The following is a 14,149-nucleotide window of genomic DNA, read 5'->3' as shown; positions in this document are numbered from 1 at the left end:
GCTTGCGTATGCGCGGCGCGGCGATGCTTGCGCCCGATCGCACGGCCGGCGTCGATGATACTCCCGGCTCGATCAGCCCGCGGTGCCCGGTACCGGCGTGTTGAGCAGCTGCTGTTCCCACAGGAACGCGATGCCGCTGCCCGCGGCGTGATGCTTGAGCACGTCGGTCAACTCCTCGGCGTGCTCGGTGCGGGCCCAGTCGCGCTGCCATTCGGACACCACGGCCAGCCAGGTCATCATGTTGGCGCCGGCCCCGATCATGCGCTGGATGGCGACCTCGTGCGCCTCGACCGAGGTGCCGCCGGACGCATCGGTCACCACCGTGACGTCCCAGCCTTCGCCGAGGGCCTGGATGGCCGGCATCGCGACGCAGATCTCGGTCCACAGGCCCGCGATGATCAGCTGCTTGCGGCCCGTCGCCTTCACCGCGTCCACCACCTTCTTGTCTTCCCAGGTGTTGATGAACGTGCGGTCGATCACCTCCTGGCCGGGGAACACGTCGGTGACCTGGGGAAAGATGAGACCGCCGCGGTCGGCGATCACGCTGGTCAGGATGGTGGGCACGCCGAAGGCCTTGGCGGACTTGGCCAGCGCCGTCGCATTGTTGACCACCATGTGCGGATCGTGGCTGTTGAGGTTCGCGAGCTGGTAAGGCTGGTGGTCGATCAGAACCAGCACCGAGTCTTCGGGACGAAGAAGTGAATCGAGGCCGTTGCGAAAAGTCATGGCTGTCCTCTGCTGCCGTTGCAAGCGAAGTTGGGGAGGGGAAGACGTGCGCCCAACGTGGTGCCGTCCGGTGGACAGACAGTGCCATTCCCGCTCATGGCGCGGTAGCGCTTTCTCGTGCGAAGCTGTGTCGCGGAACCGGGAACGCCGACGTGGACATCGAAGAGCTGCGGACATTCGTGGAAGTCGCCGATGCGGGGGGCGTTTCGCCCGCCGCGCGCCGGCTCGGCATCTCCAAATCGATCGTCAGCCGGCGGCTCGTCCGGCTCGAAGCGGAGCTCGGCGTGCAGCTGCTCGCGCGCACCACCCGCGGCGCCGCGCTCACGGAAGCCGGGGTCACGTTCCGCGACCATGCCGCCCGGGCCTGCGCCGAGATCGACGTGGCCCGGGAAACGATCCTGCCCGCCGGTGATCTCCGCGGCCGCTTGCGCATCGCCGCGCCACTGTCCTTCGGCCCGACGCACTTCGCGCCCGTGTTGGCGGAGATGGCGCGAAGCCACCCGCAGCTCCACATCCATACCGTCTACAGCGATCGCTTCGTCGATCTCGTCGGCGAGGGCTTCGATTGCGCGATCCGGGTGGGCTACCTACCGGACTCCAACCTGGTCGCGAGACGCGTCGGGCCGATCCGCGGCAGGCTCGTCGCGAGCCCCGGCTATATCGAAGCGCACGGCTCTCCCGAGACGCCGGAGGAACTCGCCGCCCACGAGGCCCTCATGCAGGGAACGGAGGCCTGGCAACTCACGGATGGCGACAAGATCGTCACGGTGCATCCGCGGGGACGCTTCAAGGCCGACAACGGCACAGCGCTCGTCGCTGCCGCAGTGGCGGGGCTCGGCATTGCCTGGCTTCCCGACGGCCTTACCCAGGAGCACTTGGCTTCGGGTGCCCTTGTTTCGGTGATGACACGCCATCCACCACCTGTGGCGGGGATCTATGTCGTCCGCCCGCCGGGTCAGCATCCTGCGCGGAAGGTGCGGGTCCTCACCGAATTGCTGATCGCGTGTTTCGACCAGGCTCCGCATCTTGCGGATGAAACGGGACCAGGTTGACCACGTTAGCTGCTATCCCGTAGTCGAATGGGCGATGGGTCAAATCAGAGGGATGGAAACGTTGGTCGCCGACAGTCCGCGAGCCATGTACCCGATGCCGAAGGTCACGGTTCCGGCTCGTTCGGAATTCTCCTACCCGTCGCCGCGGCATTCCCCTACTGCCGACCCCTCCCGGACAGAGCCACGGTTGCTTCGTCAGCGGCGCCCGGCACGTTTGTTCTCCCTCCCTGCCCGGGCGTATTGCAGCAAGTCGGCCACCGCAGGGGTGGAGGCGCTGTTGACGCCCTCAACGTTCAGGAGAACAGCAATGAAGCGACAGATCAGCAAGTTCGCGGCAGCGGTGGGTCTCTGCCTCATGTTGGGCGCCGCCAGTGCAGTTGCTCAACCTGCCCAGCCCTGCCAATGGGAGGGGCAGTTCGGCCACACCCTCGAGCCCGATGGCTGGCACGTGTGGCAATGCGAGGCCGGCACTTGGCAGTACCTCGCCCACTGCGGCGAGTACATCTGCATCGTTTGACGCCTGAAAACGGCAAAAATGGAGCCAGGTTCTGAGGTTTCCCCACATTTCTCGCAGCCTATCTTCCCCCTTTGAAAAAGGGGGATTGAGGGGGATTTGCTGTTGCTGTTGCTTGGTCGGGCACCGAGCAAATCCCCCCAACCCCCCTTTTTCAAAGGGGGCGCCATTGAATTGATTGCAGGAAACAGGGGAAACCTCAGGGCCAGGTTCAGTTGCTACTCGCGTAGCAGGAAGGGAGGTGGACCTGACCCCTGTAGTTGCCGTCGGGAACGAACGGAGCAAGGCGCCACTCGATACGCGTCGGCCCAGCGGGCGAAGTTCGGGTTGAGCCACTGACCGCCCTGGCATTTCAGGGGCGCAATGGTAAAAAGGCCAGTCGCTTCGCGCAGGGGACGGACATGCACGCAAGGTCGTGGTGGGGCTGGGTCGCGGTGTCGCTGGCCGTGTGTGCGCTGTTGGCGCTGTCGTGGTGGTGGATCGCCTCCCGCCCGGCGGCGGGGTTCGTCCAGGGCTTTGTCGACCTCAATCGCGGTACGGACGACAGTGCACGCGCGGTGGCGTACGACCCGCAGCTGAAGGTCCTCGCCGTGGGCCGGGAGAGCGGCCGCCTGGAATTGTGGGACGCACGCCGGACCGACGCGCGCATCGTGCGCGCGGCGCATGCGGTCCGGATCGAGCACATCGTCTTCGGCCCGGAGGACGGCATCGTGCTCACCAGTTCCGCCGGATCCACCGTGATGAACCTCGATCCCCACGGCATGCCCAAGGTCTGGGACGCGCGCAGCGGTGAGCTGCTGCTGGCTTTGCCGGGCGAGTGGATCGGCGGGCCGCTCGCGGCAAGTCCGGTGCCGGGGTTCTACCTCGTCGCCAGCGACGACGAACTCCGCCTGTACGAGCATGCGAAACGGGCTGTGGTCGGGCAGGCGCTGCGGTTCCGGGGCAGCGTGACGGCGCTGGGGACGGACAAGCCTTCGGGCCTGGTGGCGGTGGGCACTTCGAGCGGGGAGTTGGCGCTGCTGAAGCTGGACGTCGCGGGCGGAGTTCCGCGCCTGGACATCGTCCGCCAAACGTCCACCCATGGCCTGGAACCCCGCACCGACGTCCTGGCGGTGATGCTGCGGGACGAGGGCAGGCGGCTCGTCACCGCGCACTGGCTGCCCCGGGCGCGGCGACAGGACCAGCCTGCGAAGATCGCCGGGCAGCAGGCCGAGGTGGTGCAATGGAACACGCAGGATTGGCGGCGCGAGCGCATGTTTCCGATCACCCTGCAGGCGGTGCACTGGGCCTCGTACACGCCGGGCGAGCCGTGGCTCGTCCTGGCGGGCAGCGAATCCACGCGCGGCAGGATCGAACTGGTCGACCTGCAGGGCGGGGAAGCCTGGCGTTACAAGGCGAATACGTCGCACCCGGTCGCCGTGCTGCTGCCGGAGATCCGCACCGGGATCATCCTTCGAAGCGGCGGCGCCACCGCGATTCGATACCTGGACTAGCGTGCGAAAACGCGGTCAGTTCACCATGTCCAACGACGACCACGCCAGACATTTCGCCGATCACGGTGTCCTGCGCCTCGACGGCTTCCTCGGCAAGCGCCACGTCGCGCCGCTCGCGCGGCGGGTGCTTGGCGAGGTGAAGCGCCTGCAGTCCGGGGCGCAATCGCGTGCGCTGCGCGGCCTGCCGGTGTTCCAGCAGATCGGCCGGCTGTCCGGACAGGTGGCGGTGCCGCATCTGCACGAGACGCTGATGACATCCGAACTGCTGGCGACGATCGTCGATCTGGCGGGCCGAAGGCCGTCAGCGGTCCAGCCGACGCAGTTGCTGCTGTCGCCGCCCAACCAGGGCGAGTGGACGCTGCGGCAGCTGAGCTGGCATGTCGACCTGGTCGCCATGCCCGGCCGCCTGCCGGGTATCCAGGCGTTCTTCCTGGTCGGCGACGTGGCGCCGCATGGCGGTGCGACACTGGCGTTGGCCGGCTCGCAACGGGCGGAGCGCGGCGATGCGTCTTCGGTTCGCCGGATGCTGAAGCACTCGGCCGACCTGGAGCGCGACCTCGCGGCGCGCGGCCTGGCGATCGTGGAGATGAGTGGCCGTGCCGGGGACGTGTACCTGATGGACATGCGCGTGCTGCATACGCCATCGGTCAACGCCACCCGGCAGCTGCGGATGATGGCGACGTGCCGCTGCCTGTTCAGCGACTAAGCAGCCAAGGGGACGAGAAACCGGTCTGAAAAACGGGGGGTGGCTCACACGGCGGCTACAACGATCCTTTCGAGGGCTACGACGACGACCATACCGCCCGGATCGATCTGCGCAGCGAGCGTACCGACGTCCGCGCCGACTATGACGACGTGCTACCCGGAATTGCGCATGCACGCCTGCGGTTGTCCCGCACCGGCTACCAGCACGACGAGATCGACGGCCCGATCACGCCAGCGCGCTACAGCAACGAAGCGGACGACGCGCGTATCGAACTGACGCATCGGCCCTTGTTCGGCTTCACGGGGACGCTTGGCGTGCAGTACACGAAGATGACCTTCGGCGGCCTCGACATGAACACGCTCCACCTCGACAACTCCAATGCCGCCTTCTTCGAGTATGGCAGCAGGAACCGCGGCGCGTTTCTCACGGAGCGTCGCTCGTTCGGACCTGTCGACGTCGAGCTCGCGGCACGCAAGGACTGGCGCGAGGCTGGCCTGGCGAACTATCGGCAACTCAGCTGGTTTGTTCCGGACACCAGGCACAATCCGTTCTCCGCCTCCCTCGGTGCGGCCTGGAATGTGGCCGACGGGTACGCTCTGGCGCTGAATCTCAGCCGCACGCAGCGCGCCCCGGGGTTGAGGAGCTGTACGCTGGCGGCAACAACCTCGCGACGAACAGCTTCGAAGTCGGCCTGGCCCGCATATCCAACTACATCTTTGGGCGGGAGAGCCGGCCCGACGTCCTCGAGACGGCCGAGGCGGCCAACCTGACCTTCCAGAAGACCGCCGGCCCAACCACCTTCGAGATCGGCCTGTATCGCCAGAACATCGAGGATTACGTTTTCGCGCAGTTGATCGATCAGGAAGTGGAGCGGGGACACCGTTTCCTCGTGTACACCGCGGCCGATGCCACCTTCACCGGCATCGATGGCCAGATCAGCCATCAGTTCGATGCCGGGCACCGGCTGACCGTGTTCGGCGACTACGTGCGGGCCGAGTTGAAGAGCGAGGACGACCACCTGCCACGGGTACCCCCGGGCAGGCTCGGCACTCGCTACGGGTGGGAAAACGGCCCGGTTTCGGCGGATCTGGAGTATTACCGCACCTTCTCGCAGGACCGGTTCGCATCCTACGAAACGGAGACGGGTGGCTATCACATGGTGAATGCCACGCTGTCCTACCGGCTCGACCTGGGGGCTGCGAAATCGGTCGAGTTCTATCTGCGAGGCACCAATCTCACCAATGAACTGGCGTTCGTCCACACTTCCTTCGTGAAGGATCAATCGCCGCTGCGCGGCCGTAGCTTCCTGGTCGGCATTCGGCACCAGTTTTGAGGAAGGGCGACGCAACGCATGCATCCCGGCACACGCCTGACTGACGCTGGGGGCTAGGCGAACAGCTGCTCGAGGTCCCTTGGCAGTGCCGCCCTAGGCAGCTTGCGCGTCTCCTTGGCGATGTTCAGCGTCGTGTTGGCCCGGGCTACTTCCAGCAACGCAACGTCAACGGGACGCTTCTGTTGCTCATTGAGCCACGTCAAAATGGTAGACAAATGCCACAGTGCCGGCTTTCCTTCATGCACGGTAACCGGAAATGTCGAAAAGTTGCTGATCATCAGCTTGCGCATGTACTAGCGTGTAAAGCCGGCGATATCGGCAACATCGGTCAAGCCGACGAAGTCCGGCGAGCCTCGACCAGCATGGCGCTGGTATGGCCCGAAGAGCAGTCGAAACCGCTTCGAAGGCCGATCCCGCAGTGCGCGTGAAGTCCAAGGCAATGCGACCGTTCTGACCGACGCCGATCAGCGCATCGTCGCAGCCGGCCGCGGCCAAAGTGGAGCTGACCTTGGGGCTCCGGCGTTCGGCCTACGTGGTTCCGGGTGCTTGCCGCGCGTCACGTTCGCCAACTCCCGAGGTGGACCGCTGCCCCAGATGGGTGGCACAACTCGACCAACTGGAGGCTGCTGCAGCGTCGTCGACCATCCGTGCACGGACCGGGTTCAACCCGATGGAGCGATGGCATCGCAGGACGCAATCCTCGCGCTTGGCCTGCCCGCCAACCGGATAAAAAAACGCCCCGGTGAACCGGGGCGTTCTTGTTTCCGTTGTCGCAATGTCACGGAGCGGTCACCAGCGTCAGGTTGTAGGCCTGCAGGATCGGATTGAGTGGTTGGAAGAAGCTCCGGCTGCGCCTGGGGGCCCGCCTGCAATCGCCGCTTCCGCCCGAGAGTACGCCCTGCGCCTGGCCGACACCGGTGATGAAGGAGCCCCCGGAATCGCCGCCTTCCGAGCACGCGGTGGTGCGGGTCAGGTTCAGGACCGTTTCGCCGCTCGAGTAGTTGACGGTCTGGTTCTTGGCTTCGATCGTGCCGCAGCGCCACTGGGTGGTGCGGCCGGAGCGGCATACCGCGGCGCCCACCGCGGCCTCGGTGTTGCCCCGCACGTTCACGTCGCTGCTGGTGTAGCCCTCGACCACCGGCCGGGGCGTGTGGCCGCTGTCGAGCCGGACCCATGCGTGATCGGGACCGGTCTGGCCCGGCGACGGGAAGTTGGACGCAGCATAGGAGCCGAGCCTCACGCCCAACGTCCACTGCGAGGGTTCGAAGTAGACGACTTCGCCGGTGTCGCCGCAGTGGCCCGCGGTTGCGAAGCCTGCGCTGCCGCCCTGGGCCACCGAGAAGCCGACCGAACAGGCGTAGAGATAACCGTCCCCCGGGGCGCGAAGAATGCCGTAGCCCCCCAGCACGTCCATGTGCAGCCTGGGTTGTTCGTCGACGGTTTCGAAGCGCACCGTCTCGACATCGAGGCCGCTGACAGCGACGAAGTCGATGGCGGCGTCCTCGCCGCCGTGGCCGATGCTGACCACGACGCTGTTGGTCGGCAGGTCGACATACCAGCCGTACACGCCCCCGGGCGCCTTGGCGCCCTGCGCCAGCATCTGGTCGAGCCGCCCCTTGGCACGGTTGAGCGAGGCGAGGCTGTGGCGCTGGTGGCGAACTTCGACGCCAGCCGGGACCTTGGCCGTCAACGACGTGGTGCCGACCACGAAGCTGTGGCTGCCGTCGGCCTTGCGCTCGATCCAGCTGCCGGCGAAGTGGCGACCCAGTTGCCTCTGGCTGGTTTCCTCGTACTGTGCGGCGACCCGCTCGGCCCTGAGGTACTGGGCGAGTTGCGGGCCGGTCAGGCCCAGGTCGCGCTGCAGGGCGGACTTCAATGCGGGATCGATCTCTGCGGCAAAGGCGGAGCCTGCCAGCATTGCGGCCGCCAAGGCGATCGGAATGCAAACGAGGCGTGCCCTCATAATGAACTTAACCATCATAATGCTCCCGGAAAAAGTTGCGAACAGGAAGGTGCTGGCGAAGCGGCCGGTGGGGACGGGCACGTCGCTCGGCGAAGCTAGCACGCGGCCGGAAGGGATAATGTGTCGCGCGGCGCGGTCGGAAACCGGACATTTGTGACGACCGCCGCAGGTCGAGCTTTCACATCATAGGCATTGCCGAGCTTTTTTCCGGCGACTCTGCGTTTCCTTGGGCAGGCTGTGGAAGATCGAGGGTGGCACGATGTCGCCGCTCGACGATGGACGGCGGCCAAAAGGATGCGCGTGCGTTTGCAGCGCACGAACCGTCATCGTGGAGCGCCGCGTCAGTACTCCGATCTGCCGCTTGAACCTGTCGGAGCGGCCAGGGCATCTGCTGGATGGTGTGGAGGGCGAGGGCTTAGGCGTCGCCGGGCGACAGGCTAGCTTCGACGAGGGGCCGGTAGGCCGTGCGGCGCGTCCGGGCGTCCGCGTCCAGTTGCCGGCCGGAGGGCTCTCTGTAGTATCCGCAGTGCAGGGGGACATTCAGTCGAATCGATCCGGTGCCAAGTGATGGCACCGCGCCGCTATGTCGTTGATAGCCACCTCCTGTCCGTGACTAACGGCCCATTTGTACATTGGAGGTGCCAAATGATTCGTGTTTCAGCGCTTCTGGGTTACGTAATCCTGTGCGCCGGCTGCGGCCATCTTCCCCGCTTCGATGCCCAATCCGTGGAAGAAACCATCAAAAAGGGCCGCACCGCCGGCTTCGTGGATATGGACGTGCGTGATACCCGCTACTACGTCGCCGGCCTAGAGGCCCTGCTTGCCGAGGCCATCAAGCAGCGCCGCGACGTCGACCTCGCGGCGCGTGAGGTATCCTTTTACAGCAGCATCATTGCCTTGGGCGGCGCGATCGCCGACAGCAAGGCGGCGGTGAATACGGGCACGGGGGGTGCCCTGCTCTCCGAGTTGTTCCAGGGTCGCCACCGGCTTCCCGACCAGAAGCAGGCGTTCGTCGCCGCCCGCAACAAGCTGCGCTGCATCCGCCAGACGCTTGCTCCGATCAATCCGGCGTACGCACGCATCCTGAAGGAGGAGGCCCAGTTCCAGGCCATGGTCGGCGAGTACCATATGATTCCCACTCGCACGCTGGCTGCAATTCATTCCATCGACCAACAGCTCGACAACACGCTTGCAGATGTCGCCGCAACCACCATGACTTTCGAGCAGATCGCCAGGACGTACTCGGACGCACTCACGGCGCGCGAGGTGGCCAATGAGACCATCAAACCCCCGGTAATCGACGGCGAGGTGAACGCAGAGGCACTCAATGCCTTCAACGAGGAAGCGGAAGTCCTCAAGGCGAAACAGAAAAATCCACATCCATGCAGCCTAAATAAGAATCGTAAGGCTGTAGCTTGAGATGAAGCTGCTTTCCTGCTGCCTGCGTCATGTTCTGAAACAACCAGCAATGCACTGTTGCAGTCGTGTACGTCGCCTCCAACTTAAGCTTTTGCAAGCGATCGAATGAGGCGGGCACATACACTTCACGACACAATCTATCGAGAGCGCTGTAAGTTCGGTCTCTGCTTTGTGATATAGCGCTGAACGTAAGGATGTCGCCCACCGAGACGCGCATCGACCGCGATTCCCTCTGCAGTACGTTCGCGCCTAAAACCAAGTCCATCACTGGCGGGCCGTAGTAGCCACCGAGGGTTGGATGATCTGAGTTAAAGAGAAAAGCTAAGTTCACGGGCGCCTCGGATGGACAACGTGGGGCCTGACGCTTGAATTAAGCCGCGCCGCGAAGCGGCGTCGGCTTGAATGAATTGTTAGCCCCCGCCTGCGGCTGCTCAGAGATCACGCTTTCAATCCATTCGATGTAATGGCTCAAGCGGACATTGCAACTGGTTTGACCATAGCGTCCAGGTCGGGCAGTCCTAACATCGCCTTGGGCGACTTTCCAAGATCCCAGCCCGGCCAACAGCCATTGATCATCACTCTGGAGGAGCACAGGACCGCCACTGTCTCCGTTTCCGAGAGTGCCCTCAAGAGGTAGTGCCGTAGGTGGCCCGTCAAATACATAGCACAACCAGCGGTCATGAGCACTGGTGATCGTGTTGAACGCGCGACGAAGCTCAGTGCGATTTGGGCCATTGGGGCTGTGCCCAGTGGCTCCCGTATCCGTAGCGCCCTTTCCGACGATCTTAGCGGTCTGCCCTGGCTCGTTGCTGTCCTTGTAGAGTTCGACGGGAGCAACATCTGTCACGGTTTGGGTCAACTTGATCAGTGCAATATCGTCAGATGAGGCAAGAAAAACCACTATCAGCGTGGCCTCTCCACTGGCCATTGCCTGATCGATCAGCGCCTGTGGCAGCGTCTTGTATCCGGCATGCATGACAACGCGCTCAACGTCCCTAGATACGCCGTTTATCATTACGTGCTGGAGGTCAGAATTCCCTGGGATCGTGTGGGCGGCAGTAATGGCCCACTGAGGCGCAATCAGTACGCCGTGCCCCTCGCCAGGCATATCAACAAGAGCAGGGAACTCGGAGGCCGGAACCCGATACTCCGAGTCATCCATGTCATGTCGGATGACGACGGCGCTAGCGGTTGATGATACCGCAAGGAGCATGAGCAAGAAAAATCGAATCATGTGTGATGCTCAAAAAGGGGGCTAACGCCTAAGTTAAGCCGCGCCGCGTAGCGGAGCAAACCACATGGCAAGCTGTACCTGCCATGTGGTTTGTGGAACGAAGCGGTGTCGGCTTGAACGCATTGTTAGGACGCCGAACGAGATGCCCTGCGGTGCGTATAAGGGATACAGTTTTGGTCCAGGTATTTTTTACTGACAAAAACGAAGGTGTTCTTGGATGATGTCCGCAGTCCTGCCAGATGCTTCAGACCATGCTCTAGAAGAATTTCTTTGCTTTCTTCGGATTGCATTTTTCTGCGGAGATGCGGCAGATTGAAATGTGCAGGGCTGAATATATGATCGACCAGCGGTGCCGTTTCAATTGCCAAGATATCATGGAGTGACATTGGATTAGTTTTTTTATTGATCCTTGCGTAGCACAAGTATCGTGGCAACAGAGCGGGGACTCCAGACCTGATATTTCTAAGTGATGAAAATAGCTTATTAAGCTCTGTCTTAGCGAACTCTCCGTCAATTGAGTCGCGAAGCGTAATTGAAAAATCCATGTCCAGGATATGGGGGTCACAAAAACTCAACCTGCTTGCCGCTGCAAAAACGGAACCGTCTGATTCGTACTGAATAAGCAAATCAGAGGAGGCAGACTGGTCTAGGGTCTTCGCCACATCCGACCCCGCAAGGGCTTCGCTTTCCACGCTGTATATGTTGACTCCAAGGATTTCTTGGAGCTCACTTTTTACTAGAGCATTGAACGCATCGATTGATGAGCGGGAGGTTGTTTCAAATTGATTAGTCATATCAGAGGTGCCCTAACGCTTAGTAGACCCCGAATCGGGGTGATAGCGCGGAGTATTCAGCTTCCTCCAGGGCCAGTCAATCGGAGTATTCCTACACGGAATCAATGGTTTGGATGATGGCGTGCGGCATGCTGCGCGCGCGACGATGGCATTGCGTATCTCGCCGAATGAGGTGCTAGGTCTTATCACGCGGGAAATAAGGCGGTAGCTGACGCTCCGGTACGACAGCCGGAGCGATTGGATGGGGGAGCAGCGGCACCTGATTGGGCCGAAGCCTGTTGGTTGTGGACTTCGATAGCGGGATTCGCCCACCACCTGGCGATGTGCCTGAGTGCTCAACCACAGCAGGTTTTGCGGTGTTGAGTCCTCTGGATCGCTGAGCAAGATATGGGAAGGAGGTCATGGAAGACCGCGCCGCAGATGCCATTGCAGTCCCGCCGTTCGGCGTCGCGATCTCGTTCGCGCTGCTGTCCGGTGCCACGGCCTGCCTGTGCCTGCCGGTGCTGCCGGCATGGCCATGGCTGTTGCTTGCCCTGGGGGTCGGGATCGCCGGTTGGGGATACGGGCGCCACGCGCGGGCCCCAGGGGCCGCGCTGACCGGCTTCGCGTTGTGCGGCTTACATGCCGCATTCGCGCTCTCGGTGCAGTTGCCGCCGGAGCACGAGCGCTCGGATTTCGTGGTCGCCGGGCGGGTGGTGCAGTTGCCCGAGCACGAGGCGCGGCGCACGCGGTTCCTGTTCCGTGTCGATCGCGGTGCGGCGCAGCCTGCGTTCCTGCGCGGGCGGCTGCTGCGGCTGTCGTGGTACGACGGCTGGGAGGGCGAGGATCCGCGCCGGTTCGACATCGCGCCCGGCAGCCGTTGGCGCTTCACCGCGCGCTTGCGTGCGCCGCGGGGATTGCGCAATCCGGGTTGGTTCGACAGCGAGAAGCATGCGCTGGCGCGGCGGTTGGCGGCGGTGGGCTACGTGCGCGATGCCGATCCGGTGGAACGGCTGGCGCCGGCGGCTGGCATCGACGCCTGGCGCGACGGGCTCGCGGGCAGGATCGACCGGGCGGTCCCCGGCGCCGCGTCGCGCTACGTGCGCGCGCTGGCGCTGGGCGATACGCGCCGGCTCGACGAGCGCGACTGGGAGACGCTGCGCGCGACGGGCCTGACCCACCTGATCGCGATCTCGGGGTTCCACGTCGGCTTGGTGGCGGGCTTCTTCGCGCTGCTGGCGGCGGGTGCGTGGCGCCTGTTGCCGATGCTGGGCCGGCGCGTGCCGCGGCCGCAGGCGGCGGCGTTCGCGGCGCTGGCCGGGGCGCTGTTCTATGCCGCGGCCGCCGGCTGGGCGCTGCCCACGGTGCGCACGGTGCTGATGATCGCGGTGGTGGCGGCGGCGCGGCTGTGGCGGCGGCCGCTGCGGGTGGCCGATTCGCTGGCGCTGGCCGCGGTGGCGGTGTTGCTGGTCGATCCGCTGTCGGTGCTGGCGGCGGGGTTTTGGCTCAGCTTCGCCGGCGTCGCGTGGCTGGTGTGGTGCCTGCCGCATACGCGCGCGCAGCCGCTGCTGCGCGGGTTCCTGTCGGCGCAGTGGGTGGCGACCCTGGGATTGCTGCCGCTCACGGCGGTCCTGTTCGGGCAGGCGTCGCTGGCCGGGCCGTTCGCCAACCTGGTGGCGATCCCGTGGTGGAGCCTGGTGGTGGTGCCGCTGTCGCTGCTGGGCACCGGGTTGGAGGCGCTGCATGCAGGTGCGGGCAGTTGGGCATGGCGGCTGGCGGCGTGGTGTTTCGATCTCAGTTGGCCGCTGTTCGCGTGGCTGGCGTCGGGCCGGTTCGCGCTGTGGTGGCTGCCGGAGGCGCGCTGGTACGCGTTGCCGCTGGCGCTACTGGGCGCGTTCTGGCTGCTGCTGCCGCGCGGGGTGCCCGGCAAGGCGTTGGCCGCGCTGCTGTGGCTGCCTTTGCTGTGGCCGGATCGCGGGCTGCCGCGGGCGGGGGAGGCCGAACTGGTGGTGTTCGACGCCGGGCAGGGGCTGTCGGTGCTGGTCCGTACCGCGCGGCATGCATTGCTGTACGACATGGGGCCGGCGGCGCCCGACGGTTACGACGCCGGCGAGCGGGTGGTGGTGCCGGCGCTGCAGGCGCTCGGCGTGCGGCGGCTCGATGCCGCCGTCGTCAGCCACGGCGACGGCGACCATGCCGGCGGACTGGACGCGGTGCGGCGGCGGTTCGGGCCGGCGCCGCTGTTCGCGCCGAACGGGTCCGGGATCGACGGCGCCGCGCCCTGCCTGGCCGGCAGCGCGTGGGAACTGGACGGGGTGCGCTTCCGGTTCCTGCATCCGGCGCTGCATTTCCCCTACCTGCGCAACGAGGCCAGCTGCGTGCTGCGCATCGAGGCGGCACATGGGGCGGCCTTGCTGACCGGGGACATCGGCGAGGTGGTCGAGCGCGGGCTGCTGCGCGACGATCCCACCGCGGTGCGGGCCGACGTGGTGCTGGTGGCGCACCACGGCAGCGACAGTTCGTCCGATCCGGGCTTCGTGGCCGCCACGGGCGCGGACTACGCGCTGGTCGCCTCGGGTTACGGCAATCGCTTCGGCCACCCGCAGCGGCAGGTGGTCCGGCGTTGGGAGCGGGCCGGCGCGCGGGTGCTCGACACCGCGCCCGGCGGGGCGCTGCGCGTCGGGATCACGCGCGACGGCGTGGTGGCCACCGCGCGCCGCCACACGCATCCGCGGCTCTGGGACGCCGCCAGGCGGCAGGCGCAGGCGGCTGGGATCCCACCGGAGGATTGAGTGCGCATCTCCGGATGAGGCCGCGGGCTGGTCGGCATTCGTGGCGTCGGATGCCGTCGCGACTTCCGTCGCTCCCACAAGGGAGCGCAACCAAGCGCCTGTGGGAGCGACGGAAGTCGCGACAGGTGACGCTGATCACAGCAG

General features: G+C 65.0%; 12 protein-coding genes and 1 pseudogene. 8 read left to right on the top strand and 5 right to left on the bottom strand.

Annotated features, from left to right (window positions below; all coding sequences use genetic code 11):
* Nucleotides 1–72 precede the first annotated feature (72 nt).
* Complete coding sequence (locus tag U3649_RS15115; RefSeq protein WP_407352129.1) at nt 73–726, bottom strand: hydrolase; 654 nt, start codon at nt 724–726, stop codon at nt 73–75.
* Nucleotides 727–878: 152 nt separating this feature from the next.
* Between U3649_RS15115 and U3649_RS15110 the strand changes: the two genes are divergently transcribed.
* The 6 genes and pseudogenes from U3649_RS15110 to U3649_RS15085 all read left to right on the top strand — a co-directional run bounded on the left by U3649_RS15110 (nt 879) and on the right by U3649_RS15085 (nt 5,824).
* Nucleotides 879–1,778, top strand: coding sequence for a LysR family transcriptional regulator (locus tag U3649_RS15110; RefSeq protein ID WP_407352128.1), 900 nt, complete (start codon nt 879–881; stop codon nt 1,776–1,778).
* A gap of 307 nt (nt 1,779–2,085) precedes the next feature.
* Nucleotides 2,086–2,295 (top strand): hypothetical protein, encoded by a 210-nt coding sequence (locus U3649_RS15105; protein WP_407352127.1) that lies wholly within the window; start codon nt 2,086–2,088, stop codon nt 2,293–2,295.
* A 398-nt stretch (nt 2,296–2,693) separates the two neighbouring features.
* Entirely contained in the window at nt 2,694–3,785 is a 1,092-nt protein-coding gene (locus tag U3649_RS15100; protein WP_407352126.1) for a hypothetical protein, read from the top strand.
* 25 nt (nt 3,786–3,810) lie between these two features.
* Complete coding sequence (locus tag U3649_RS15095) at nt 3,811–4,491, top strand: phytanoyl-CoA dioxygenase family protein (RefSeq protein ID WP_407352125.1); 681 nt, start codon at nt 3,811–3,813, stop codon at nt 4,489–4,491.
* Between the two features lie 68 nt (nt 4,492–4,559).
* Nucleotides 4,560–5,261 (top strand): annotated as a pseudogene (locus U3649_RS15090) (TonB-dependent receptor domain-containing protein); the annotation flags it as partial.
* The gene (locus U3649_RS15085) at nt 5,183–5,824 is read left to right on the top strand and encodes a TonB-dependent receptor domain-containing protein (protein ID WP_407354634.1); all 642 of its coding nucleotides are present in this window, start codon (nt 5,183–5,185) and stop codon (nt 5,822–5,824) included. The pseudogene U3649_RS15090 and the gene U3649_RS15085, both read left to right, overlap by 79 nt.
* A 53-nt stretch (nt 5,825–5,877) precedes the next feature.
* Here the strand turns inward: U3649_RS15085 and U3649_RS15080 are convergent, their stop codons facing one another.
* Entirely contained in the window at nt 5,878–6,114 is a 237-nt protein-coding gene (locus U3649_RS15080; RefSeq protein ID WP_407352124.1) for a hypothetical protein, read from the bottom strand.
* A gap of 488 nt (nt 6,115–6,602) precedes the next feature.
* Nucleotides 6,603–7,742, bottom strand: coding sequence for a S1 family peptidase (locus U3649_RS15075; RefSeq protein ID WP_407352123.1), 1,140 nt, complete (start codon nt 7,740–7,742; stop codon nt 6,603–6,605).
* Nucleotides 7,743–8,432: 690 nt separating this feature from the next.
* On the opposite strand from U3649_RS15075, the gene U3649_RS15070 reads away from it, so the two are divergent.
* Nucleotides 8,433–9,206 (top strand): hypothetical protein, encoded by a 774-nt coding sequence (locus tag U3649_RS15070; RefSeq protein ID WP_407352122.1) that lies wholly within the window; start codon nt 8,433–8,435, stop codon nt 9,204–9,206.
* A 370-nt stretch (nt 9,207–9,576) separates the two neighbouring features.
* Here U3649_RS15070 and U3649_RS15065 read toward each other — a convergent pair whose 3' ends face one another.
* Both U3649_RS15065 and U3649_RS15060 read right to left on the bottom strand, forming a co-directional pair.
* Complete coding sequence (locus tag U3649_RS15065) at nt 9,577–10,440, bottom strand: S1 family peptidase (RefSeq protein ID WP_407352121.1); 864 nt, start codon at nt 10,438–10,440, stop codon at nt 9,577–9,579.
* 125 nt (nt 10,441–10,565) lie between these two features.
* A complete protein-coding gene (locus tag U3649_RS15060) occupies nt 10,566–11,234 on the bottom strand; it encodes a hypothetical protein (protein WP_407352120.1) in 669 nt (222 codons plus the stop codon).
* A gap of 401 nt (nt 11,235–11,635) precedes the next feature.
* On the opposite strand from U3649_RS15060, the gene U3649_RS15055 reads away from it, so the two are divergent.
* Nucleotides 11,636–14,005: a DNA internalization-related competence protein ComEC/Rec2 gene (locus U3649_RS15055; RefSeq protein WP_407352119.1), complete on the top strand. Its 2,370-nt coding sequence runs from the start codon at nt 11,636–11,638 to the stop codon at nt 14,003–14,005.
* Nucleotides 14,006–14,149: the final 144 nt, after the last annotated feature.

The organism is Luteimonas sp. R10 (genome assembly GCF_045689605.1).
Classification (GTDB): Bacteria; Pseudomonadota; Gammaproteobacteria; order Xanthomonadales; family Xanthomonadaceae; genus Luteimonas.
The sequence above is the reverse complement of the archived record's forward strand: the minus strand, read 5'-3'. Positions and strand labels throughout refer to the sequence as shown.